Here is a 24355-nt window from a genome sequence, read left to right on the forward strand (position 1 = left end):
TTCCATATTTAGGGTAAACTTAATTTGAGTCATATCAATTTCTCCTTTACGGTTTTTCGTGGTTGAAAACATTGTAACCAGAAATTGATATGGCTTATTCTTTTTACACAATTATATGGACTTTATCTGTTATGGAACTGAGAGGCCCTTATTTGTAAGAATTCCTGTGAAATCGTCCACTTTTTCATAAAATAAGAGCTTCTGAGTGCCCTAAATTTTTAAAAAGACTCATTTTGACACAAATAAGGGCCCCTCATGTACGAAAAAAAGTTTAGACTAATTCGCTGTTAGAAACGGATTTACTGTTACACTGTATTTGTTGTTACACCTGTATTTGCTGTGACACTCGTCTTCGCTAACCAAGCTGCACCGATGACACCTGCATCATTCCCTAACGTTGCAATTGTAATTTCAATACCTTCAGACACTTTAGGGAATGCAAAACTCACAAAATACTCTTTTATTGGCGCTAAGATCGCATCTCCAGCTTTTGAAACGCCACCACCGATGACTATTTTTTCAGGGTTTAACCCGTTTGCTAAATTAGCTAATGCGAGACCTAAGTACAGAGCCACTTCATCGATTACCTTTTTCGCAGCTCCATCCTCTTCTTTCGCTAAATCGAGTATGTCTTTTGCAGTTAACGATTGTGTTTGCTCGAAGACATCTCGTAATCTAGTAGGTTCTGCAGTAGTGCTAACTTCCTCTAGTGCGAGACGAACGATACCCGTTGCCGATGCGATTGTTTCTAGACACCCTTTTTTTCCACAATTACAACTTGCACCGTCTTTGATCTTCGATGTGATGTGACCAATTTCACCCCCAGCTCCATTTAAACCGTGAACAATTTTGCCATTTGAAATAATACCTCCACCGACACCCGTTCCTAATGTTACGAAAATCATATCGTTAGCTCCAGCTCCAGCGCCTTTCCACATCTCTCCAAGTGCTGCTAAATTCGCGTCATTGTCAACAACAACCGGTAAGGCTGTTTCTTTCTCTAGAAGAGCTTTTAAAGGGAAGTGTTCCCATCCTAGATTTACAGCAACTTCAATTGAACCATCTGTAAAATTAACAGGTCCGGGTGCGCCAACACCTAGTGCAAGTAATTTTTCTTTAGGTGAGTTTAATTCTAGTAACTTTTGATCAATTGATATAGCGATGTCAGTTGGTATACGATGACCATTTTCACATTTATCCGTTGGAATTTCCCACTTTGTCACTACTTCACCATCTTCGGTCACAAATGCTAGTTTAATTGTAGTCCCCCCGATATCAACACCAACGAGCCATCTCTCCTCCATATAAACCTCTCCTTGTTCATACTAACTCTTTTTGCTTGTCTATTTTTAGCAATTCTTAATTTCCTTAGATATATATAGTCAGCTTTTTGTCCAAATATAGTCCAAAAGGACACTGTCTCCAGTGTCCTTTTGGCATTTTAATACTCCGTAACTGCAAACGTTTGCGCACGTCACCTATTACGTATTTTAGACTATTTTATACACTCTTGCTTCATAAGGTTTCAATACGACATTTTCAAGTGTCTCTTCTGAAACAACATCATAGTTACTCAATAACAATTGTACTGATTTCTTTAATAAGTTTTCTGGGAAGCTAAATTTTGTTTCTTCTGCAAAGAGGTTCGTGATAACCAATACAGTTTCATCAGTAAATGTACGAGTATAGGCATATACTTGCTCATGATCTTCAGCAATAAGGTCATACGTCCCATAGACAAGCACTGGCCCGTCTTTTCTGAGTTCAATTAGCTTTTTGTAATAGTGGTAGATTGAATTTGGATCTTGCATGGCCTGTTCTACGTTGATGTCCGAAAAGTTTTCATTCAACTTCAACCAAGGAGTTCCTGTCGTAAATCCAGCGTTTGCATCCGTATTCCATTGCATTGGAGTACGCGAATTATCTCGACCGTTTTTCCAAATAACTTCCATTATCTCTTCGTGGGTTTTTCCATCTTCAATTTCACTTTTATATAAGTTCTTAATCGCTACATCATTGTAATCATCAATGGATGGAAACTTCACATTGGTCATTCCAATTTCTTGTCCTTGATAAATAAACGGTGTTCCCTGCATTAAGAAGTACATCGTTGCTAGACATTTTGCAGACTTTTCCCAGTACTGTTCACTGTTCCCCCAAGTTGAAACTGAACGTGGCTGGTCATGGTTTTCTAGGAATAATGCATTCCACCCTAATCCATCAAGACCTTTTTGCCATTTCGTTAACGTCTTTTTAAGAGCTGGGAGATCTAAACCTCCATCTGTACTTTTCCCCCACAGGTCAAGATGTTCGAATTGGAAGATCATATTGAAGCAACCTTTTTCTTCGCCTACCCACTCTTCCGCTTGGTCCACTTTAACACCGTTTGCTTCACCGACTGTCATGATATCATATTTATCAAACGTTTCACGTTTCAGTTCCTCAAGGAAAACATGAATGCCTTCACGGTTCATATGTCCTTTCAACGACGGGACATAGCGCTTATTGTTTGGATTCGGTAGGTCAGGGAAACCAGGTACCTTCTTAATGTGCGAAATGGCATCAACACGGAAGCCATCAATTCCTTTATCTAACCACCAATTGACCATTTCATATAAGTCGTTTCTTACTTTTGGATTTTCCCAGTTAAGGTCCGGCTGTTTACGGGAAAATACGTGCATATAGTATTCTTTTGTCGCTTCATCGAATTGCCAAGCCGAACCGCTAAAAATGGATTCCCAGTTATTCGGTTCTTTCCCGTCTTTACCGGGGTGCCAAATGTAGTAATCTCTATATGGGTTGTCTTTTGAAGAACGTGACTCAATAAACCATGGGTGCTCATCGGACGTATGATTAATCACAAGATCTAGAATTAATTTCATGCCGCGGTCATGTACCTCTTTTAAAAGTTGATCAAAGTCAGCCATCGTTCCGAAATCATCCATAATTCCTTTATAATTACTAATATCGTAACCGTTATCATCATTTGGCGAGCTAAAAATCGGACAGATCCAAATAACATCAATTCCTAAGTTCTTTAAATAATCCAACTTTGAAATCACACCTTGGATATCACCAATTCCATCACCGTTCGAATCCATAAAACTACGAGGATATATTTGATAAGCTACTGCTTCTTTCCACCATTTCTTTTTCAAAGCAAACGCCTCCTTCTCTCTACCATAAAAATAGCATATTTACACTTCAAGCGCAATCGTTTGCACTATAATATTTTTTATATTTTTTCTCCCTCAGAATTCCCTTAAATTAATCTATATATACGCGCTTCATGAGGACGAAGGCTAATATTTTGGAAATCTACCTCTCCAATTACATCAGCATAGTTAGCAATGATAAGTTCCACCGATTGCGTATCCAGGTTTGTAGGCAGCGAAAAGTCCGTTTTAACATCAGCGTGATTTAAAATCACTAACCATGTTTCGCTTCCATACGTACGTGTGTACACATAAACATTTTCCTCGTCTAAAGAAAGATCCTCGTAGGCCCCATATATCATGACAGGATTTTCTTTTCGTAATGAAATCAATTTTTGATAGTAATAAAAAACAGAATTAGGGTCTTGTAATGCTTGCTTTACATTAATTTCTTTATAATTTGGATTCACCTTAATCCATGGTGTTCCTGTTGTAAATCCAGCTTGGTCTGTATCATCCCACTGGATCGGTGTACGTGAATTATCACGGCTTAATAGTAGTAAACTTTCAAATACCTCTTCTGGGTCACGACCTTTACCAACTTCTTCCTTATACTTATTTTTCATCGCGATATCATTATAATCATCTATGCAATTAAAACGAACTCCTGTCATTCCAATCTCTTCACCTTGATAAATGTATGGAATACCAGGTAGTGTATGAATCATCGTAGCTAAAAGTTTTGCCGATTCGATCCGGTACTCTTGGTCGTTTCCATAACGGGTGACTTGACGAGTATGATCGTGATTGTTCAAGAACTGTGAATTTGTCCCTCTTCCTCTTAATCCTTCATACCAGCGTGTTTGGATTTCTTTAAACCGTTTCATATCCCATGTCGGCATATCATCAGCAACCTCGAAATGGAATAATGTATGTAACTCTTTACGGTCTTCTCCTACATAAAGAAGTCCATCTTCTGGTGTTACAAAAGGAATTTCTCCTACGGTCATAATATCGTAATGCTGCAATACTTCTCGGTTCATTTCTTGTAAATAGTCGTGAATACCCGGGTTATTCCCTAAATAGTTGATATCATTTGGATTTTCTACACTCGGAAAGCCTTTTAATTTTGCAAGTAAGTTAATGACGTCTAAACGAAATCCATCAATGCCTTTATCTAACCAAAAGCGCATCATTTTATAGATTTCTTGACGAACATCTTCGTTTTCCCAGTTTAAGTCAGGTTGCTCCACTGCAAACGAGTGCATGTAATACTGACCTGTTTTTTCATCATATTCCCAAACCGATGGAGTGAAATAAGAGCGCCAATTGTTTGGCTTTTCACTGTCCTTAGGATCCTTCCAAATGTACCAATCACGTTTCGGATTATTTTTAGAAGAACGAGACTCAATAAACCACGGGTGCTGATCCGACGTATGATTAACGACTAAGTCCATAATTAATTTCATCCCACGATTATGCACTTCGTTTAAAAGACGTTCCCACGTTTCCATGGTTCCAGCCTTATCCATAATGCTATTGTAGTCTGATATATCGTAACCGTTATCAAAATCAGGTGACTCATAACAAGGATTTAACCAAATCACATCGACACCGAGCTCTTTAATATAATCAAGCTTTTCGATTACTCCTTCTAAATCGCCGTAGCCATCACCATTCGTATCATAGAAACTGCGCCAATACACCTGATATACGACTGCCTCTTTCCACCACGTTTTATTCATGTCTATAACTCCCTTTTTCCTTACTAATAGTTTTAATAACAAACTATATGAATAAAATTCCCATAAAAAAGAAGGGTGTCCCAATAGTGCGTAATTCTCAATTCCATATAAGCGTCTAGTAGAAAGTCTTCATTTCTCAAACTCTTTTTGGATAAAAATTGCACTTTGTGATGGGACATCCCCGCTTCTATTTACAAGATTGCCTTTTGACTAACCTATGAGGTACGATTACTTTTTTCTCCCCATTGTCAGGGTGATTAATCTTACTGATTAAACAATTCGTTGCTTGATAACCTAGATCATAAATATGAATATCAACGGTTGTCATTGTAGGTGACGAAAGTTCTGAAATCATTACATTATTAAAGCTAACTACGGATAGATCACCAGGAACTGAAACATTCATATCCGCTAGCATTTTCAACACACCAAAAGTCATAATATCATCAACAACAATAAGTGCAGTTGGGCGTTGTTCAAGAGACATTAGCTCAATAACCGCATCTTGTCCACCTTTTTCTAATTCTTCATGATGAACAATGTAATCGTCTCGAACAGGGATATTTGCATTAATTAATGCTTGTTTATATCCTTTTAGATGATCAATCGTTACGACAAAATCTAAATTTCCACCGATAAACCCAATCTTTTCATGGCCTAGTAACATCAAATACTCTGTTACAGTTTTCGCTGCCTTAAAGTTATCATTGTTAACAAAGGTTACTTGGTCTTCGTCTATATTATAAGGTCTGCCGATCAGGACAAACGGAAAGCCTTGTTCAATAAGAAATGGCATAACTTTATCATTTACTCGAGAGTAAAGTAGTAGAATTCCATCTACTCGCCCCCCATATACCATTTGCTTTACTTCTTCAAAAATTTCATCTTCCGATTGACCTGTTGATAAATACAGTCCGAACCCTTCTTGATGTGCTTTCGTACTAATTCCCCGAATAACTTCTGGGAAGAATGGATTTTGAAACGCAATTTTAGCCGAATTAGGCATAACTACACCAATTGTTTTCGTACTTTTATTGGCAAGACTCCTTGCGTTTAAATTAGGGTGATAACCTAATTCCTTCATTGCTTCCCTAACACGTTCTTTCGTCTTTTCACTTATACGTGAACTATTTGCAATAACACGAGATACCGTCGACGGTGCTACATTTGCCCGTTTAGCGACATCTTTTATAGTGACCGCCATCGGTATCCACCTCCTCTACAGTGATTTCATCTATATTTTAGCTGTTAGCACCACTTTAGACAATCTTTTCCTTTCCTCACTTTTATCAACTTTATACGAATTCCCTTATGATGTTGTTACAATCCACATGAGTAACGCCGAGTATAGGAATAGACCTCCAGCAAGTACTAACAAAATAATAGATAGTAGTTTAAATCCTTTAAACACTTGAAATCACCTTCTTGTTACTTATTATCCTTTTTCAGCACCCGCAGTTAAACCTTCTACAATGTAGCGTTGGAACACAAAGAACAGGATCATTAGCGGAAGTGCAATAAGAACGGCACCTGCTGCGAACACAGTAAAGTTATTATTAGCTTGACCTGAAACTAAAGTAAAGAGTCCTTGTGCTAATGTCCAGTTACTGCTTGAACGCAAGATAACCTCAGCCATAATGAAGTCCATACTCGCACCAACAAAACTATTAAATGCTACGAAAGCAATAATTGGTGTAGCAAGTGGAAGCATAACTTTAAGGAAGATATCCGTATTCGATGCCCCGTCAATGCGAGCAGCTTCCATTAAACTGTTTGGAATTCCATCAAAGAAACCTTTAACAATCCATGTATTAAACGCTACACTACCCGCAGCTAATACAAGAATATAACCAAGATGAGTATCTAAAAGGCCAAACGTTCCTAATAAAGTATAGATTGCAATCATCCCCATGATCGTTGGGAACATTTGAAGAATAATGATTGCCATTAAACCTTGCTTTTTACCTTTAAATCTAAACTTTGAAAAGGCGTAACCAGATAAAACTCCGAATGTCGTTGAAATGATCATATTAGAAAATGCAATAAACATCGTATTTCGATACCAAGTAATATAATCATGTTCAGCAAATAAAGTTTTGTAATGTCCCCAGTTCCATTCTGCAGGACTTGGGAAAATCCTCGATGTGTGAAGTGAAGATCCAGGGTTTACTGAACCGATAAAGATAAAGTACACAGGGAACAAACAAATGATAACGAGCGAAACTAAAATACTATATACAATAAACATGTTGATTGTCTTTTTTACTTTAGGGTTAAGCATTTATTACACATCCCCTTTCAAGGCTTTGGTATTTCGTAAATTGAAATACGCAAATCCAGCAATGATCAAGAAGACGACTAAAGCAACAGCAGAAGCAATCGCATATTGACCATTATCTAATGTCATTTTGAAAATCCATGACAATAAGATATCCGTGTGACCAGCATAGTTGTAATTAGCGTTTGTTGGGCCACCTTCTGTCATTAGATAAATGAACGTTAACTGGTTAAAGTTAAACGCGAATGTAAAGACCATTAGCGGAGTCGCAGCTACCATAACGATCGGGAATGTTATTTTCCGAAATTGTTGAACAATTGTTGCTCCATCTACTTCAGCTGCTTCATAAAGTTCTTTACTAATCGTTGTTAATACAGCTGTAAATAATGCCATCCAGAACGGAAAGCCTAGCCATAAGTTAGTCAGTAATACGGCAACTTTTGCCCACATTGGATCTGATAACCATGGAATGGGGTTCAAGCCCACAGTTCTTAGCATTTCATTAATAACACCAAACTGACCATTATACATATTTCTAAAAATAAGAATACTTACAAACCCTGGTACAGCCCAAGGAATAATATAAACGTTTCTCCAGAACTTACGATACTTAACAATCTTTTGTGATAAAACAACAGCTACAAAAAGACCTGCAAATACAACTAAAACCGTAGATAAAACTGCCCAAATAATTGTCCAAGAAAAGACTCCAAGGAACGTCCCTCTCCAAGACTCCATTGTAAATAAGCGAAGAAATTGTTCGATCCCTACCCAATCAACTAAGGCCCTTGGCGGCAAATAGTTTGGTGAAGAGAAGTTCGTAAAAGCAATTAATGCTGTGAAAACTAACGGGAATACAGTTAACAAAAGCATAGCAGTCGCAGTTGGTGCGATTAAAATATAAGCATATCCTGTATCCCATGCGTTACGTATAGATGTTTTAAAGTCGCTAACGGGTTGACCTAATTCACGTAATTTTCCTACAAAGTAGGCATCACGAACACTTAGGTAGTAAATAGCTAAGATAATGAGTAATAAAATGACCATCATTAGCCCTTCAGCCATTAACAGAATTGAATGATCACCTTGTTCGATAATACGACCTCTTTGTCTAACCTGCGGCTGTTCCCCTAATGTAATTAATCCGTGTACCCCGCTAATAATAGGTCTTACCGCGAAGATTAATACAATAAGTTCAAATATCGCCCAAGAAATACCTTTCCAATATTGCTTATTATAAATTTGTCCTAGTCCCATAAAGAGAACAGATAGCAAAGCTGCAATTTTGCTATGACTTTTGTCTTTATGTGACACTTTCATTTCTGAATGATTTGCCATTGATTATTCCCCCTTTAAACGGAATAAGTAAACTTTCAAAAAACTTAAAATTTTTGTCGGTAAAATGGATAATCAGTGAGGTGGTTAGGGGGATTATTCCTTCATACCACACTCACTGATTATTTTGATGATTAGTTCATCTTTAGTAATAAAGATGGAATGCAGTCACCATTATTAATAGTTTGATTATTGTTGTTGCTCGCGAATAGCCGTTTCAATTGTGTTTACTGCGCGGTCTAATGCTTCTTGAACATCAACGTTACGATTCCAAATTTCTGTGAACGCAGCTTCCATTGGTCCCCAAACAAGTGGCATTTCAGGAATGTTTGGCATTGGAACAGCGTGAGTAGCTTGCTCTAAGAAACCTACAGAAATCGGGTTACTTTGAATATCTTCATGCTCTGTTAAAGCAAAGCGCGGCGGTAATGCACCAGTAATTTCATAAGCTGCTAAAAGGTTCTCTTCGTTCGTGATAAATTTCGCTAATAAAGACGCTGCATCTGGGAATTCAGAATAAGCATTAACATAGAAACCACGAGTCCCAGAGAAAGTTGTTGGGTTTTCACCATTGCTTAAAATTGGCAGTGGAGCTACGTTAAAGTTAATTCCAGCATCCTCATAACCACGAACAGCCCAAGGACCATTGATGTCAAACGCTAATTCCCCACCTTCAAACATACCAGTTCTAACGTCATAAGTAATATCTTCTACAGCCATACCTTGATTTAACTCTTTTAATGGCAATAAGATCTCTTCAGTACCAGCAACAGCACCAGCATTGTTTAAACCGATGTCTTCTGGGTTCGTACCGTCATCACCAAATACATAACCACCATGTCCACCAAGGAAACCATATAAGAAGTATAAGTTAGCAGGCTCCATCATAAATCCGTACTGTTTACCTTCTGTTAACTCACCAGCCATTTCAAATAGCTCTTCCATTGTTTCAGGTGTTTTTTCTACTAAGTCTGTGTTGTAGTAAAGGGCATATGTTTCAATACCAGATGGATATCCGAATAATTCACCCTCGAATGAAGTAGCTGTAATAGCTGCTTCCATGAAATCTTTACTATATTCTTCAGGCCAGAAGTTTTCTATTACTAGACCAGCTGAGATTGCACGTCCGATACGGTCATGCGTTGATGCGAATACGTCAGCAGCCATTCCTTGTGGACCATCAGTTGCTAGACGTTCTGGCGCATCTTCTTGGTTTACTTCTTCTACTTGAACTGGTACACCGTATTCAGCTTCAAACTTTTCTGCCATTAACTCTGCCCATTCAAGTTGTTGGTCACCGTCACTCCATAAAAGTAACTCTGCACCCTCTTCTGGAACGATTTCAAAATCCTCTACTGTTTCTTCAGTAGTGTCTTCACCGATCCCCGTATCTTCTTGTACTTCTTCATCTGCTGCTCCACCACAAGCTGCAAGCATCATTGACGATGTTAACAACACAGAAGCCGTTAAAAGTTTTGTCTTTTTGAACATAATCGATTTCCCCTTTTTAAAGAATTAATTTAAGATATTTAAACATCCTCTTACTTACAAAACGACTAAGTACTATACACCTCCTTTAAGTTGATTAAAGATCATAAAGGCTTGTACACATTTTCACAGCAAGTATAGTTGATCGATACGATACAATTATTTTCTATTACAATGCTATTTTCTATTCAAATTAGAGACTAATTTATCCTAGTTCATTTCGGAATTAGAAAAATAAATTATAACGCCTTAGAGCAACCGCTTGCATAAAAAGTTTTTAAAAAAAGGCTTACGCACACAATACATGTGAAAACGCTTGCACTTTATTGAATTTATTATACAATCGAATATCTACACTGACAATACTTTTTTAAGAAAATATTTTTGTTGTCACCTAAATGACTTATTTTGTTTATAGGTCCTAGCTTTAATGTAATAACTCTTCTTTTTTTCATTTATCCAGTTTAGTATAATTACTAGTGCTAAAGAGTACCCTTATTGGAGAAGTATCCATACCTCGACACGTACATTATACGATCCTTAACAGAAGATGTTGCTTCAAATAAAGCAATCGATTGCACTATGGTTATAGAACAATCGATCTCCTGTTCATAGTATCGTTTCTAAAAAGATTTTTTTAGCTATAATTTCTCTTGTAAAACCAATATTTCCCTTCCATACATGTCCATACTAAAGCTTGCGCAAGCGCTTGACAACCATGGTCGTTGTTAGTAAATTTCTTGATGAGCAACAAACAAATTTTGTGTCTTACATAAGGAGTGTGTCAATTATGTTAAAAGCAGCCATTTACCACCGTCCTAAAAATGAATTTGCTTATGCTATAGATGAAAGAACACTACATATTCGAATAAAAACAAACAAAAATGACGTACATCAAGTTTTTCTAATCTACGGTGATCCTTACGATTATAATGATGAGGAAAAAGGTTGGGTATCGAAAAAAAGAAAAATGACATTCAACGGCAGTGATGGTTTGCACGATTATTGGTTAGTCGCTATCTCTCCTGAACATCGTCGTCTACGTTATGGCTTTTTTCTTGAAAATGATGATGAGTCTCTCTTTTACACGGAAAAAGGTTTCTATAAAGACCAACCAAAAGATGCCGGGTATTATTTCTGTTTTCCTTTCTTGAATAAAATCGATGTATTCTCCCCTCCTGCTTGGGTGAACAACACCGTCTGGTATCAAATTTTTCCTGAGCGGTTTGCAAATGGCAACCCAACGATTGACCCAGAAGGTGCACTCCCTTGGGGAAGCACTGTGCCTACCCCTACTAATTTCTTTGGTGGAGACTTTCAAGGCGTGATTGACCACTTAGATTATTTAGAAGAACTTGGAATCACAGGGTTATACTTTACTCCTATATTTAAGGCCTACTCTAACCATAAATATGACACGATCGACTATATGGAGATTGATCCACAATTTGGAGACAAAGCAACTTTTAAAAAGCTTGTGCAAAAATGCCATAAAAAAGGGATTCGTGTTATGTTAGATGCTGTATTCAATCATAGTGGTTTTTATTTTGAACCTTTTCAAGACGTGCTAAGACAAGGACAAAATTCTCGTTATCAAGACTGGTTTCATCTACACGGATTCCCTGTAAAAGCCGAGGAGCCGGCTAACTATGATACTTTCGCATACGTACCATCAATGCCGAAGTTAAACACAGAAAACGAAGAAGTTAAAAAGTATCTATTAGATGTTGCCCGTTATTGGATTGAGGAGTTTAATATTGATGGTTGGCGCTTAGATGTTGCTAATGAGGTTGATCATTCGTTTTGGCGAGAGTTTCGGTCAACTGTCAAACAGGCAAAGTCTGATGCCTACGTTTTAGGGGAAATCTGGCATGACTCCATGCCTTGGCTTCAAGGAGATCAGTTTGATGCCGTGATGAATTACCCATTAACGACGGCAATTACTGAGTATTTTGCTAAAAACAATATAAGTACGTCTGAGTTTGCAAATTCGGTGACTGCAGTAACGAATCTATATCCAGAAACGGTTAATAATGTACAATTTAACTTACTCGGAAGTCACGATACACCAAGAATTCTTACGATTAGTGACAACAACAAAGACAAAGTAAAACTTCAGATGCTCGTTCAATTCACTATGGCTGGAACACCTTGTATTTATTATGGAGATGAAATTGGTATGACAGGAGAACAAGATCCAGGCTGTCGAAAATGTATGATATGGGATAAAAAAGAACAAGACGCGGATATGTTCTCTTTTACCCAAAAATTAATTTCATTACGTAAAAACAATCATTTATTCCGAACAAATCAAAACTTCCAATTTCTCGCTGTCTCGGACGATGAAAATATATTGATGTATCGAAAGAAAGATGAACGAAGCGAAATTCTTGTAATGATTAATAACAATGCAGAAAGAAAAGTAATAGCAATTCCGGCAAAATACCAAAATAAACAAGCCAGAAACCTGTGGGATCAACAAAAAACTCTGCTAGCCTCTACAATTGAATTAAGAGCATACGATTTTCATATCATCATGCTGTAACGATTTATATAAAGGGTGACTCTAAACAAGTGTCACGTAATCCAAGGCAAAATCAACGAGACACTACAGAAGGAAAGGGGGATTAAAGTGCCTCAAACCGATAAGCAACAACAACGAAAATTAACCCTCTTTGCCATTACATGGCCAATTTTCATCGAAATCATGCTTCATATGATTATGGGTAATGCGGATACGTTAATGCTCAGCCAATATTCAGATGATGCTGTAGCCGCTGTCGGAGTTTCCAACCAGCTGCTTGCAGTCATTATCGTCATGTTTGGGTTTATTGCAACAGGTACAAGTATTTTAGTTGCACAATATTTAGGGGCAAACGAAGGCGAAAAGGCTCACCGGTTTGCTGTTGTATCCTTATTCGCAAATGTCATCTTTGGTCTCATATTAAGTATTATTCTCTTTTGCTTTAGCGAATCTTTATTAAGAATGATGAACCTACCACCAGAACTCATGGACAATGGTGTCACTTATTTACAAATTGTTGGAGGATTTTCATTTATCCAAGCATTAATTATGACAGCTGGCGCGATTATTCGTAGTCACGGGTTTACGAAAGATGCGATGTATGTCACGATCGGAATGAACATCTTAAATATTATCGGGAATTATATCTTTATTTTTGGTGCGTTCGGGTTTCCAGAACTCGGTGTAACTGGGGTGGCTGTTGTCACCGTTGTTAGCCGCGCACTTGGCGTCATCGTATTACTCGTTCTTCTTTATAAACGCGTCAATGGAAATCTACCCTTCTCTTTTTTACGGTCCTTTCCAAAGTACGAAATTAAATCCTTACTGAAGATCGGTATTCCTTCAGCAGGGGAACACCTTGCTTACAATACTTCGCAAGTTGTGATTGTTTATTTTATTGCATCGATTGGAACAGAAGCTTTAACGACGAAAGTATATACACAAAATATCATGATGTTTATCTTGCTTTTTTCTGTAGCTATTGGGCAAGGTACACAAATTTTAATCGGCCATCAAGTAGGTGCTAACAAATTGGATGATGCCTATAAACGTTGTATCCGCAGCTTAAAAATAGCTGTAGCGGTGTCTACAGGTATGGCGATTATATTCTATTTACTTAGTGATGTGATCTTTTCCATTTTTACAACGAATGAAGAGATTATTAGAGTCGGAAGTTTATTACTCCTTTTAACTATAATTCTTGAGCCCGGCCGAGCGTTCAACTTAGTCGTTATTAATTCTTTACGAGCTGCTGGAGATGTTCGTTTTCCAGTTTATATGGGCATTCTCTCGATGTGGGGTATTGCTGTTACCGTTTCTTATTTTCTAGGAATCTACCTCGGTTTAGGTTTAGTCGGAATATGGATTGCATTTATTTTGGATGAATGGCTACGTGGGCTGTTTATGCTGTGGCGTTGGCGCGGTCGTAAATGGCAACAGATGTCGTTTGTGAAAAAGGCGGAACAAAAAGAACATGCATAACAGAGATAGGTGACTCAAACAGCCATTTAGAAGTTTCCAAATCCCATTGGAGATTGCTAGGCTAAAGGTCTTCTTTTCTTTCTACAGATAATTTCATAAAAAAACTATAATAACCTCCTACCTGCAACAATATCTTAATGTAGGAGGAGTTTTTAAATGGAAGCACTAGCCTTTCTGTTTTCACTGTTTCTACTAAGTATAGACGGATTTATCATTGGGTTTATTTTTGGGTTAAAAAGAATTCGCATTGAGTTATCAACTTTAACCATTATTTCAATTTTCACCGCACTTGTTATGCTCATTGCTTTATTTTTTGGTAATGTCGTCGGAGAGTTTATTCCCACATATGCAATCAAAGTGTTATCGGGAATTTTGTTAGTCGTAATTGGAGCCTATCAATTACTAAGTAATCCTCCCCTCTATCAACCCTCTTTTTTAATACGGCTAGCGATCATTATCAATATAGACGGTCTCGCTTATGGCGTACAAGCTGGGTTAGCTGGGCGTTCGTATAGTTTCGCCTTCTTTGTGGGCATTTTCTTATTTGTAGCGATTGTATTTGGGGTTGTGCAAGGAAATACGATTCGAAACTCTTTTGTACTTAGGTACCTTGCTGTTTTACCTGGTTTCATTTTTATTGCGTTGGGTTTAAGTAAATTCATATTTTAATCAACACGGATACTCATTTTTCAATAACGCAAAAACTCATTCCCGCTGGAATGAGTTTTTTAAGGTTTATTTAGCTTCTATTAAACTAGTAATCTCGTCTCTGGACTTGATGAAAGAAATAGCTTTTTCGTTAAACTCATCACTTTTTTCAATGTTACATACATGGCCACAATTAGCAATCACATGCAATTTACCATGTTCATCACTTTTCACGTGTTCCCTTACTAGTCGTACAAACAGATGATCTTCATTACCAGAAATATATAATTTCGGTATGTTTACATGTGCACCGAGCGTCGTTTCTTTTACGTGATTCGCTAATTGAAACCAACGCAAAAATGAGGCTCTTCCCATCTTTTTTGCCTCTTGGATGAATATACTCCTTGATGTCTTATGATTTTTCTTTGGCATCATAATTTGGGCAAATAATCGGTACAGCCACATGTATGGCACGAAGTTTTTAAGTGCACTCCCCAATCGAATTAACGTTGCTGACAGCATATTAAAGCGAACGACCATACCACCTAAAACAGCAGAATGAAAACGATGACTGTGTGTTTTCATCAACTGATAAATGACAACAGACCCTAAAGAAATCCCTACAAAATGGGCTTTACGAATTTTATGTTCATCTAACACTCGAATTACCATTTGAGCACACGTTTTAAAAGAACTTTGTTGCTCCCACTCTTTAAAGGATGGATTAGGATGGTGGTCAGGTAAATCAATTGTAATTACATTAAAATTTTGTTTAAAATATTTCAATTGCTTGTACCAAATTTTCGAATTCCCCCCAAGCCCATGAAGCATGACGACCCATGGTAAGTCTAATGATTTTTTGTGAGGAAAAATTTTATGGCGCAAACTCTCTTGTACTGAAGGCAAATTAAGCATCCTCTCTACTCACTGATTCGTTTACTATTCTATCATTTTTTACGTTACTTAACCTTGCTTTTGATTTAGAGAAATTAAAAATTCTTGCTTTTTGTTCAAAATCGCCATAAAATGTTCTTACAAATTACTAAAATTGGAATCGAGGAGTCAACTTGGAACAAGATCAGTCAAAAGAACATCTTATGGGTGTCTTATTTGCTATCGGTGCATATGTACTTTGGGGGATATTACCTCTTTATTGGAAGTTGCTGGACGTCATTCCACCGCATGAAGTTCTTGCCCATCGAATCATATGGTGCTTAGTTTTTATGTTTATCATCCTACTCGTACTCGGAAAGTTTAAAAGTTTCATAGAAGAAGTAAAAGGAATACTTACTCAACCGAAACAAATGATGAGTATTACCATAGCTTCTTTCATAATAAGTGTTAATTGGTATTTATTTATTTGGGCCGTAACTAACGACCGGGTAATCGAAGTGAGTCTTGGATATTATATTAACCCGATCGTCACAGTCATCCTAGGTGTGCTCGTCTTAAAGGAAAAGTTATCATTTTGGCAAACGATTGCTGTTGTGTTAGCATTCACTGGTGTTTTACATATGGCGGTGCAATTTGGTAGTATCCCATGGGCAGCGTTAACGTTAGCGATTAGTTTCGCCCTCTACGGATTATGTAAGAAAATTGCCAATGTTGGTGCGATGACGGGTTTAACAATTGAAACATTGCTTATTTCGCCATTCGCCTTACTATTTGTAGTTCATTTATCTCGGTCAAATGCCAATTCATTTACTAATGAAGGAATAGAAGTCATGCTCCTTCTCATTGGCGCAGGTGTGGCAACAGCTATCCCACTTCTTTTATTTGCAAGTGGTGCTAGACGAATACCTTTATCGCTTATTGGCTTTTTTCAATATATCGGTCCAACGATTATGTTATTTCTTGGCATTTTATTATTTCAAGAGCCTTTTACACTTGCTCATTTTAGCTCGTTTTTATTTATTTGGTCAGCCCTATTCATCTTTTCATTCGGAAAGACCAAGTTATTTATTAAACTTGAACCTAAGTTCTTACAAAAGAAAAAATTGTTTCAAGGTTAAAAAAGAAGCACTCTTTATAAATAAGTAGTTCCGCTAACATGGAGAAAACTAAATCAAAAAACAGCAAAATTAACCATATAATCACCGCACAAAAAAGGTTGGGTTTTCTAAAATTTATCCCAACCTTTAAAATTTATTATTACACTTATAAAACATACCGTTTTTAACCCCTATGAAGACCATTCTCCTTGCATTACTACCTTGTTTTGTCCTTCATCCGCCCTATGAGGGAACTTCACTTGCATTTCTACCTTGGTTTGTCCTTCATTCGCTCTTTGAAGGACACTTCACTTGCACTTCTACCCTTGTTTTGTCCCTCATCAGCTCTATGAAAGACACTTCACTTGCACTTCTACCTTGTTTTGTCCTTCATCAGCCCTATGAGGGACACTTCACTTGCATTTCTACCCTTGTTTTGCCCTTCATCAGCTCTATGAGGGACACTCCACTTGCAGTCCTACCTTGTTTTGTCCTTCATCAGCTTTATGAGGGACACTGCTTCTTTATTGCTGTTACAACTGCCTCGTTCATCTAAATATCTTTAGTACTAACCATAAACAGCATACCAATTACTATGTTCATTGATATGCTAGTTCATATGTTCTTTACAATGTATCTCCACGAAAGCCAAACTACTTAGCTTATAAGGGTCGTGGTTTTTTTAATTCGTATGAGCTTATCTCTCACTACTTTTATAGACCATATCAATATGAGGAATATCATCTTCTAAATACACATCCGAAATGGTTTTAAAACCAAATGATCCGTAAAAATGCTCCAGATAGTGTTGGGCTTGAATTTTAATTTCGGTGTCATTTAAATCATTTTCAATTATAGTAATCGCACGTTCAAGCATTTCTTTAGCTAGCCCCGTTCCCCTAAATTCTTTTTTAACAATGACTCTTCCAATCGAACATTCTTTATACTTTGAATGTCTAGGAAGTATTCTTAAATAAGCAACAATCTCACCATTCAACTCTTTAAATAAATGATGGGAAACTAGATCGAATCCATCCACTTCTTCATAAGGACAATTTTGTTCGACGACAAATACATTCGTTCTTTCTTTTAATATATTGTACACTTCTAGGTTTGTCAGTTCTTCAAATGTTTTATATTTCCACTCCATGTCTCCACCTCTATGTATATGGATCAAGGTCCGATTGATTAAGTTTGAAAGAAATCACCAATCGTTTCGATTGTCCTGTAAATTAGTTAGTCATACTATACTCATTTTACACAAAACGTTGCTTAGACGCATTTGGTTTGCTCTATTTTTTCGTCCATCAACCTGCATATATAGTACATTTGCTGTTCGAATTTATATCAACTCTCATCAATTTCATGTTTTAGGACAGAATAACCAATATATCTTTTTATTTTAGGAGCGATTATGTTGTCGGATATCCCTGTAGGTTTATTATTTTTTCTTGGTATCCTTTTATTTTTATCTGCCTTCTTTTCCTCAGCGGAAACAGCATATTCGAGCGCAAATAAGATTAGAATTAAAAGCTACGCCGAGGAAAATCGAAGTGGAGGACAGAAGGCTTATTTTATTACTCAGCATTTTGATCATGCTTTATCAACGATCTTAATTGGAAATAACCTAGTTAACATTGCAGCTGCCACAATTTCCGCTCAAATTGCAACGAACTTATTTGGAGCAAATACTGGACTTCTCGTAAGTACGATTGTCATGACGATTCTTGTACTCATTTTTGGTGAAGTTTTACCGAAGTCATTTGCAAAAGAAAATGCGGAACCATTCGCTTTAAAAATTGCTGGTATTTTAACGTTTTTGATGAAATTATTTAAGCCGTTGACGTGGGTGCTCGTTCAATTAAAAGAAAAAATTTCGGCTCTCGTTACAAAGGAAGAGTTAACTCCTTCAATCACAGAGCAAGAACTAAAAGAAATGGTGACCATTAGTGAAGAAGAAGGTGTCATTGAAAATCATGAAAAAGAATTACTTCATAACTCATTAGATTTTAATGATATTAGGGTTGTAGAGATTTTAACGCCAAGGACAGATGTCTTTGCGATCGATGTGGAAATGCCCTTCGAGAAAGTCACGGCTTTATTATTTGAGGAACGGTATTCCAGGATCCCTGTTTATGATGGAAATATCGATAATATTATAGGTATTTTATCTGAGCGTGATTTTTTATCGCACTTAATTAAGCATAAAGAAGTGAACATTAGAGAAATTGTGCGTAAACCGATGTTTGTTATTGAAACCTTAACCGTCTCAACACTTCTCCCGATCTTACAAAAAAACCGCGTTCATATGGCTGTCGTCATCGATGAGTTCGGTGGGACATCTGGAATTATTACATTGGAAGATATATTAGAAGAATTAGTTGGGGAGATTTGGGATGAGCATGATGATAAGGTCCGCGGTGTGGATCAATTAGAAGAAAACCTTTATGAATTTTACGGTGATTTTGATCTAGATGACTTTGCACATTTGGCGAAAATCGAAATTCCTAATAGTACCAACCACACATTAGGCGGCTGGTTAGTTGAACTCTTTCAAAAAGTTCCCACAGTGGGTGAGCAATTAGAATATGAGCATTTAACAATTACCATTACCGAAGCGGAAGAACGCCGGATCCTCAAAGTAAAAGTTGAAATAAACAAATACGCGCCATAAAAATAAAAATATGGTACCAGGCACCTTTATTCATTTACCTTGTTAAAGTGATAAAGGTGCCTGGTACCTCCTCTTTTTTTCCTACCTCTTCTTTTTCTCTTATTTCTTTTTCATCTTCTTTTTCCCATCTTTTCTTATTTCTCACAAATGCTCACAAATGCCTATGCGCTGACATACATTATTTCATGATAATGGTTTGACGATTTTACCTTCTCAGAAAGGAGTCATTTATATCATGGAGTTAACTGCAGCTCATTGGATGTACCTAATAGGTACATGTATTATTATAATGACGATGCTTTTTAGACAAAACGTCGTCGTTCCTGCGTTGTTAATGACCTTTTTTGTCGGATGGATCTACAGTGGTTCATTTTTGATGGGGGTTCAATCAATCTTTAATGCGAGTTTAACAGCCGCAGCAGAGCTTTTTAATATATTTCTAATCATTGCGATCATGACGGCACTTCTTCATGCATTAAAAGCGATAGGTTCTGATGAACAAATGATTGTTCCGTTTCAAAAAGTGATGAAAAATGGGCACTTGTCCTTTTGGATACTCGTATTTGTCACCTATGCCTTATCTTTATTTTTCTGGCCGGCACCAGCTGTTCCGCTAATCGGTGCACTTCTAATCCCGGTGGCCATTCGAGCAGGTTTACCACCAATCGGTGCGGCTATTGCGATTTCATTAGCAGGGCATGGGATGGCCTTATCCTCAGACTTTGTCATTCGAGTCGCACCGGGATTAACCGCTTCTTCTGCAGGCTTAGATGTAGCAGCCATTACTGACAAAACGTTTATTCTATCACTCATTACTGGAGCGGTTGCACTTTCAATTGCTTATTTTATGATCCGGAAGTCCATAGTTAAGCCCTCGAAAGAGAACCTTATTAAATGGGAACAAAATGATGAAGAGGATGAAGAACAAGATCAAGCAATTAGTCCACCCGAACAAAACCAAAAGGTTAATAGCAAATATAGCTTTCTTTTTGCCCTAATCGTTCCCCTAACCTTTTTAGCGATCATTGTCTATGTTGTGCTTGCTACATTTTCGAATGCAGTACCTTCAATTGAGAGTGGTGCAGGTGCATCTCTCATCGGTGGGATTGCCGTTATTTTAATTATTGGGGCTGCTTTCGCAAAAAATGTGAAGACTTCTCTAAAGGCTGTGGCTGATCATATAACGAAAGGCTTTATGTTTGCGTTTAAAGTAATGGGCGTTGTTATTCCAATTGCGGGCTTTTTCTTCATTGGTAGTGGAGATTTTGCCGCGAAGATTTTTCGCTTAGAGGACCCTGATCAAGCTCCGGCTTTTTTATTTGATTTAGTTCAAGCCGGGCAACACGCCATTCCTGAAAATGCATTTATAACTGGCTTTGGCATCCTCTTATTAGGAATGATATCAGGCTTAGATGGTTCAGGATTTTCGGCTTTACCGTTAATCGGTTCCCTATCCGATGCATTAAGTCAAAGTATTGGAGTGGATGGGACGACACTAGCCTCTATCGGACAAATGGGTGCCATTTGGGTTGGTGGCGGTACGTTAATCGCTTGGTCACCTATCATTGCGATTGCAGGCTTTGCGAAAATTCCGGTTATGGATTTAGTTCGCAAGAGCTTTATTCCTGTCATTATCGGATTAACCGTGTCTACAGTTTTCGCTTTGATGTTCTTATAAGCTTTAAAAATTCGAGGGTGACTCAACTGGTTCATTGCTATACACCACCACTTATTAGTACCAAACGGTTTGGTGTTCTAGCAGCAATAACCACAAAAAGTCACCCTCTTATATTAACGAGGAATTATTTATAAATAACCTTTATTTTGTCGGCAGCGGCTTTCGCTTTTTCTCTTGAAGTATCAACCGAGTCTGACGTATGAAGCACAACAGCCATTCTTCGACCAACCAACGTTTGTGGTTTTCCGAAAATACGAACTTGCGTATCTAGCTCAGTTAAAGCCTCTTCAACACCATCTACTTGATAAGATTTACTCTCTTCCCAAGCTTTAATCGTATGACTTGCACCTGGTGAAACTAACCGAATGTCTGGGATCGGTAAACCTAAAATCGCACGAACATGTAGAGCGAATTCTGATAATTGTTGGGTAGCTAGTGTGACCATACCTGTATCATGCGGGCGGGGTGAAACTTCACTGAAATAAACGCCACTCGGAGTTAAAAATAGTTCGACTCCAAATAAACCATACCCACCTAAAGCATCCGTGATTTTTTTAGCCACTTCTTGAGATTCAGCGATTTGTTCGTTCGTCATTTGATGGGGCTGCCACGATTCAATATAATCACCATCTTTTTGAACATGTCCAATCGGTGCACAATAGGAAGTACCTGATACTGAACGCACCGTCAACAATGTAATTTCAGAGTCAAAATGAATGAATTCTTCAACTATCACTCTCGCTTGCTTTCCTCTACCGCCTTCAAGAGCTTCATTCCAAGATTTTTCTACATCATCAATGGAACGACAAACACTTTGCCCTTTTCCTGAAGAACTCATAATTGGCTTAATTACACAAGGTGTTCCAATTTCTTCAACAGCTTCTTTCAATTCACTTAACGTATTGGCAAAAGCATATTTAGCAGTTGGAAGTCCTAATTCTTCACTTGCTAAGCGACGAATTCCTTCACGGTCCATCGTTAATTGTGTTGCTTTAGCTGTAGGTACTACATTGAAACCTTCCTTTTCTAACTCTACTAATGTTTCAGTAGCAATAGCCTCAATTTCAGGTACAATATAGTCAGGTTTTTCCGCTTCTATTATTTTACGAAGCTCCTCGCCATTCAGCATATCAATGACATAAGAACGGTGGGCTACTTGCATGGCTGGTGCGTTCTCATAACGATCAACAGCGACTGTCTCGACACCTAAACGTTGTGCCTCGATAATCACTTCTTTTCCTAACTCTCCCGAACCTAACAACATGATCTTTTTTTTACTACCTTCAAACGGTGCACCATACATTATGTAAACTCCCCCTTATTTATTCTATACACGAACATATTAACTTAGGTAACTAGATAAATCAACTATTCTACTATAAAATTACGAACTTTATATTAACCATTTTCGATAACGTTCGACTAAACAAAGAAAACTTTCAACTTAGAAAACTCTAATTACTTCTTCCTTCTAATCAAAAAATGATTAATGTTCAACAAAACTTCTATTACTCACAAAAAAATTAAAAAATATCAGGTTAACCTTCGATTTTCTTTTCAAAAAAAGGTAAAATAAAGAAGCAGTCCCATACATATGAAAGGTGAGTGAAAGAACATGTATAACTTAAAAGAGAGTGAACGCATTTTTGTTTTTACTGGTCCAGACGGTTCAGGAAGAAAAACCGTTGCAAAATTAGTTGGAGCAACCTTCCATATGAACGGTGTCGTTTCACATACTACCAGAACAAAAAGAAGATATGAAACTGAAGGTGTCGATTATCACTATTTAAGTGAAGAAGATTTCCTTGAAGCTCACCGTAACGGAGAATTTTTAGAGAAAGTTGAAATTAACGGGTATTTGTATGGAATTAAAGAAAAAGAAATTGAAGAGAAGTTTAAGAAAAAAGGCTGTATTTGGGTTGTATTGAATACAGAAGGTGCTGACATTCTAAAAGAAATGTATGGCGATAAAGTCATTCGCGTGTTTGTATACGCAGATGAAGAAACAGTCAAAAGACGTCAATATGGTCGAGGGGACTCAGATGAAGTGATTCAAAGTCACATAGATCACTATAACGAAGACATGACTTACAAAGAAAAATGTGAGTACTCAGTTGAAAACTACGAATTGTCTCACACTACATTTGAAATCGCTAATCTCGTTGAAAAATACTTAGAACCAACTAAATAACCAGGATTAGCGCAAGCGCCCGTTTAGTGAAGTGCGAACTAGAGACCGCCGTTTGAGATAAAGGAAACACAGTAAACGCAAGTGAGCCGATGTTGACTTATCGCAAGGAGGAGCGAAGTCTCGTTAGTCGCTAGCGCTGGAGATAGACAGCTTCGAATTTTTATCATTTATTATCTTTTTAAACGAAGAGCTTGTACATTCCTTACCATGTACAAGCTCTTTGTTCTTTAACTAAATGCACATGAATATATACATTAATCAAAGTAGGTATTGGCACTTTCAATTTTTTCTATAAATAATTGATGAGCTTTTGAATACCCTGGGTTTTTCGATTGGACAAGAGAAAAGTTTCTAACAAACTTTTGGTTGTTGATATTTAGTCTTTTTATCGTCCCCGCTAAAAGTTCCTTCCTTACTGTCCATTTCGAAATCATTGCTATTCCTAAACCTTCAGACACCGCTTCTTTTATCCCCTGACTACTGCTAAAAATAAAGGAATGTTTGACGTTTAAATTCAACTCATGCATAAATCGATCACTGTAGGCACGTGTACCTGAACCACTTTCTCTCCAAACCCAAACTTCTTCCTGTAGCATTTCAGGCTTGACTACCTGTAATTGCGCTAATGGATGATTTGCCGGTGCAATCATGATCATTTCATCTTCCATAAATGGGTGCACTACGATATCCGTGTTCACGACTTCCCCTTCGACTAATCCAATATCTAAATCATTCTTACGAATTCGCTCAATTACTTCTTCGGTATTCCCAACCGTCACTTCAACGGTAACCCCACGGTTTTCACGAGCATATTCAGCCAAAAGTTTCGGAAGGATATACTCACCAATGGTAAAGCTAGCACCAATTTTAATAGACCCTTGAACAATGTTTTTACGATCATTCATTTCTTGTTTTGCTTCATCATATAAAGAAAGCATTTGTTTTGCTTTTACATACAATATTTTTCCTTCTTCAGTCACTTTCACTTGTTTGGGTGACCGATGTAATAACGTAGCTTCAAATTCATTTTCTAAATTACGAATGTGTAAGCTAACATTCGGTTGTGAAAGATTTAAGATTTTCGCGGCTTTCGAAAAATTTTTTTGTTCTACAACAGTCACATATATCCGTAAGTTATCAATCGACATCATTTATCTCCCTATAAC

General features: G+C 37.4%; 18 protein-coding genes. 7 read left to right on the plus strand and 11 right to left on the minus strand.

The features are described from left to right. Positions 1-305: 305 nt before the first annotated feature. The 7 genes from ACNSTQ_RS14645 to ACNSTQ_RS14675 all read right to left on the minus strand — a co-directional run bounded on the left by ACNSTQ_RS14645 (position 306) and on the right by ACNSTQ_RS14675 (position 10004). Positions 306-1304 (minus strand): ROK family glucokinase, encoded by a 999-nt coding sequence (locus ACNSTQ_RS14645; RefSeq protein ID WP_418200560.1) that lies wholly within the window; start codon positions 1302-1304, stop codon positions 306-308. Positions 1305-1490: 186 nt separating this feature from the next. Further along, entirely contained in the window at positions 1491-3158 is a 1668-nt protein-coding gene (locus ACNSTQ_RS14650) for a glycoside hydrolase family 13 protein (protein WP_418200561.1), read from the minus strand. Positions 3159-3262: 104 nt separating this feature from the next. Further along, positions 3263-4900: a glycoside hydrolase family 13 protein gene (locus tag ACNSTQ_RS14655; protein ID WP_418200562.1), complete on the minus strand. Its 1638-nt coding sequence runs from the start codon at positions 4898-4900 to the stop codon at positions 3263-3265. Between the two features lie 187 nt (positions 4901-5087). Continuing rightward, positions 5088-6104: a LacI family DNA-binding transcriptional regulator gene (locus ACNSTQ_RS14660; protein WP_418200563.1), complete on the minus strand. Its 1017-nt coding sequence runs from the start codon at positions 6102-6104 to the stop codon at positions 5088-5090. A gap of 231 nt (positions 6105-6335) precedes the next feature. Beyond that, positions 6336-7181 (minus strand): sugar ABC transporter permease, encoded by an 846-nt coding sequence (locus ACNSTQ_RS14665; protein ID WP_418200564.1) that lies wholly within the window; start codon positions 7179-7181, stop codon positions 6336-6338. A 3-nt stretch (positions 7182-7184) separates the two neighbouring features. Continuing rightward, positions 7185-8516, minus strand: a complete 1332-nt coding sequence (locus tag ACNSTQ_RS14670; RefSeq protein WP_418200565.1) for an ABC transporter permease subunit — start codon at positions 8514-8516, stop codon at positions 7185-7187. 186 nt (positions 8517-8702) lie between these two features. Further along, positions 8703-10004, minus strand: a complete 1302-nt coding sequence (locus ACNSTQ_RS14675; protein ID WP_418200566.1) for a sugar ABC transporter substrate-binding protein — start codon at positions 10002-10004, stop codon at positions 8703-8705. A 787-nt stretch (positions 10005-10791) separates the two neighbouring features. On the opposite strand from ACNSTQ_RS14675, the gene ACNSTQ_RS14680 reads away from it, so the two are divergent. From ACNSTQ_RS14680 to ACNSTQ_RS14690, 3 genes are all read left to right on the plus strand, one after another. After that, positions 10792-12546, plus strand: coding sequence for a glycoside hydrolase family 13 protein (locus ACNSTQ_RS14680; protein ID WP_418200567.1), 1755 nt, complete (start codon positions 10792-10794; stop codon positions 12544-12546). Positions 12547-12633: 87 nt separating this feature from the next. Continuing rightward, positions 12634-14007, plus strand: coding sequence for an MATE family efflux transporter (locus tag ACNSTQ_RS14685; RefSeq protein WP_418200568.1), 1374 nt, complete (start codon positions 12634-12636; stop codon positions 14005-14007). A gap of 156 nt (positions 14008-14163) precedes the next feature. Next, a complete protein-coding gene (locus ACNSTQ_RS14690) occupies positions 14164-14676 on the plus strand; it encodes a manganese efflux pump (protein WP_418200569.1) in 513 nt (170 codons plus the stop codon). A 66-nt stretch (positions 14677-14742) separates the two neighbouring features. Here the strand turns inward: ACNSTQ_RS14690 and ACNSTQ_RS14695 are convergent, their stop codons facing one another. Next, on the minus strand, positions 14743-15561 hold the full coding sequence (locus tag ACNSTQ_RS14695; protein ID WP_418200570.1) for an alpha/beta fold hydrolase: 819 nt from the start codon (positions 15559-15561) through the stop codon (positions 14743-14745). A 191-nt stretch (positions 15562-15752) separates the two neighbouring features. Between ACNSTQ_RS14695 and rarD the strand changes: the two genes are divergently transcribed. Continuing rightward, a complete protein-coding gene (rarD, locus tag ACNSTQ_RS14700; RefSeq protein WP_418200638.1) occupies positions 15753-16667 on the plus strand; it encodes an EamA family transporter RarD in 915 nt (304 codons plus the stop codon). A 676-nt stretch (positions 16668-17343) separates the two neighbouring features. On the opposite strand, the gene ACNSTQ_RS14705 is transcribed toward rarD, so the two are convergent. Continuing rightward, positions 17344-17796, minus strand: a complete 453-nt coding sequence (locus ACNSTQ_RS14705) for a GNAT family N-acetyltransferase (RefSeq protein WP_418200571.1) — start codon at positions 17794-17796, stop codon at positions 17344-17346. A gap of 267 nt (positions 17797-18063) precedes the next feature. Here ACNSTQ_RS14705 and ACNSTQ_RS14710 point away from each other — a divergent pair, with 267 nt between their 5' ends. Both ACNSTQ_RS14710 and ACNSTQ_RS14715 read left to right on the plus strand, forming a co-directional pair. Continuing rightward, a complete protein-coding gene (locus ACNSTQ_RS14710; protein WP_418200639.1) occupies positions 18064-19320 on the plus strand; it encodes a hemolysin family protein in 1257 nt (418 codons plus the stop codon). 235 nt (positions 19321-19555) lie between these two features. Further along, on the plus strand, positions 19556-20998 hold the full coding sequence (locus tag ACNSTQ_RS14715; RefSeq protein WP_418200572.1) for a hypothetical protein: 1443 nt from the start codon (positions 19556-19558) through the stop codon (positions 20996-20998). A gap of 124 nt (positions 20999-21122) precedes the next feature. Here ACNSTQ_RS14715 and purT read toward each other — a convergent pair whose 3' ends face one another. After that, positions 21123-22301 carry a formate-dependent phosphoribosylglycinamide formyltransferase gene (purT, locus tag ACNSTQ_RS14720; RefSeq protein WP_418200573.1) on the minus strand — a complete coding sequence of 393 codons (1179 nt, stop codon included), beginning with the start codon at positions 22299-22301 and terminating at the stop codon, positions 21123-21125. 312 nt (positions 22302-22613) lie between these two features. Here purT and ACNSTQ_RS14725 point away from each other — a divergent pair, with 312 nt between their 5' ends. Then, positions 22614-23189 (plus strand): guanylate kinase, encoded by a 576-nt coding sequence (locus ACNSTQ_RS14725; protein ID WP_418200574.1) that lies wholly within the window; start codon positions 22614-22616, stop codon positions 23187-23189. Between the two features lie 254 nt (positions 23190-23443). Here the strand turns inward: ACNSTQ_RS14725 and ACNSTQ_RS14730 are convergent, their stop codons facing one another. Next, positions 23444-24337, minus strand: coding sequence for a LysR family transcriptional regulator (locus ACNSTQ_RS14730; protein WP_418200575.1), 894 nt, complete (start codon positions 24335-24337; stop codon positions 23444-23446). Positions 24338-24355 lie beyond the last annotated feature (18 nt).

It is taken from the genome of Alkalihalobacterium sp. APHAB7 (assembly GCF_048323755.1).
Classification (GTDB): domain Bacteria; phylum Bacillota; class Bacilli; order Bacillales; family Bacillaceae_F; genus Alkalihalobacterium.

What these genes read in the sequence shown, in the direction of transcription:
- ACNSTQ_RS14645 (WP_418200560.1), bottom strand. Translation starts at nt 1,304, where the DNA reads ATGGAGGAGAGATGGCTCGTTGGTGTTGATATCGGGGGGACTACAATT.
- ACNSTQ_RS14655 (WP_418200562.1), bottom strand. Translation starts at nt 4,900, where the DNA reads ATGAATAAAACGTGGTGGAAAGAGGCAGTCGTATATCAGGTGTATTGG.
- ACNSTQ_RS14660 (WP_418200563.1), bottom strand. Translation starts at nt 6,104, where the DNA reads ATGGCGGTCACTATAAAAGATGTCGCTAAACGGGCAAATGTAGCACCG.
- ACNSTQ_RS14665 (WP_418200564.1), bottom strand. Translation starts at nt 7,181, where the DNA reads ATGCTTAACCCTAAAGTAAAAAAGACAATCAACATGTTTATTGTATAT.
- ACNSTQ_RS14670 (WP_418200565.1), bottom strand. Translation starts at nt 8,516, where the DNA reads ATGGCAAATCATTCAGAAATGAAAGTGTCACATAAAGACAAAAGTCAT.
- ACNSTQ_RS14675 (WP_418200566.1), bottom strand. Translation starts at nt 10,004, where the DNA reads ATGTTCAAAAAGACAAAACTTTTAACGGCTTCTGTGTTGTTAACATCG.
- ACNSTQ_RS14680 (WP_418200567.1), top strand. Translation starts at nt 10,792, where the DNA reads ATGTTAAAAGCAGCCATTTACCACCGTCCTAAAAATGAATTTGCTTAT.
- ACNSTQ_RS14690 (WP_418200569.1), top strand. Translation starts at nt 14,164, where the DNA reads ATGGAAGCACTAGCCTTTCTGTTTTCACTGTTTCTACTAAGTATAGAC.
- rarD (WP_418200638.1), top strand. Translation starts at nt 15,753, where the DNA reads ATGGGTGTCTTATTTGCTATCGGTGCATATGTACTTTGGGGGATATTA.
- ACNSTQ_RS14705 (WP_418200571.1), bottom strand. Translation starts at nt 17,796, where the DNA reads ATGGAGTGGAAATATAAAACATTTGAAGAACTGACAAACCTAGAAGTG.
- ACNSTQ_RS14715 (WP_418200572.1), top strand. Translation starts at nt 19,556, where the DNA reads ATGGAGTTAACTGCAGCTCATTGGATGTACCTAATAGGTACATGTATT.
- purT (WP_418200573.1), bottom strand. Translation starts at nt 22,301, where the DNA reads ATGTATGGTGCACCGTTTGAAGGTAGTAAAAAAAAGATCATGTTGTTA.
- ACNSTQ_RS14725 (WP_418200574.1), top strand. Translation starts at nt 22,614, where the DNA reads ATGTATAACTTAAAAGAGAGTGAACGCATTTTTGTTTTTACTGGTCCA.
- ACNSTQ_RS14730 (WP_418200575.1), bottom strand. Translation starts at nt 24,337, where the DNA reads ATGTCGATTGATAACTTACGGATATATGTGACTGTTGTAGAACAAAAA.